Here is a 273-nt window from a genome sequence, read left to right on the forward strand (position 1 = left end):
CCAGCCACGACCACGTCATCGCATGGCACTGGACACAACGCGAAACCGCCCACGCCTACACCCAACTACTCAAAAACATCGCCCCACCACTATGCGTTGTCCTCGACGGTGGCCAAGGCGCCTACTCAGCAATCAAAACCTGCTGGCCAACCACCCGCATCCAACGCTGCCTTGTCCATGCCCAACGCGTGGTCCGTCGCTACACCACCAGCCGTCCACGCACCGACGCAGGCAAAGCTATCTACGCCCTGGCGTTGAAACTGACCCGTATCA

The 273-nt window shown here is 60.4% G+C and carries 1 protein-coding gene; it reads left to right on the top strand.

The features are described 5' to 3' along the window. Positions 1–273, top strand: a 273-nt coding sequence (locus HMPREF2547_RS10665; RefSeq protein ID WP_210383945.1) for a transposase, incomplete at both ends; no start/stop codon positions are given.

This window comes from Corynebacterium sp. HMSC055G02 (assembly GCF_001809065.1).
Classification (GTDB): Bacteria; Actinomycetota; Actinomycetes; order Mycobacteriales; family Mycobacteriaceae; genus Corynebacterium; species Corynebacterium jeikeium_D.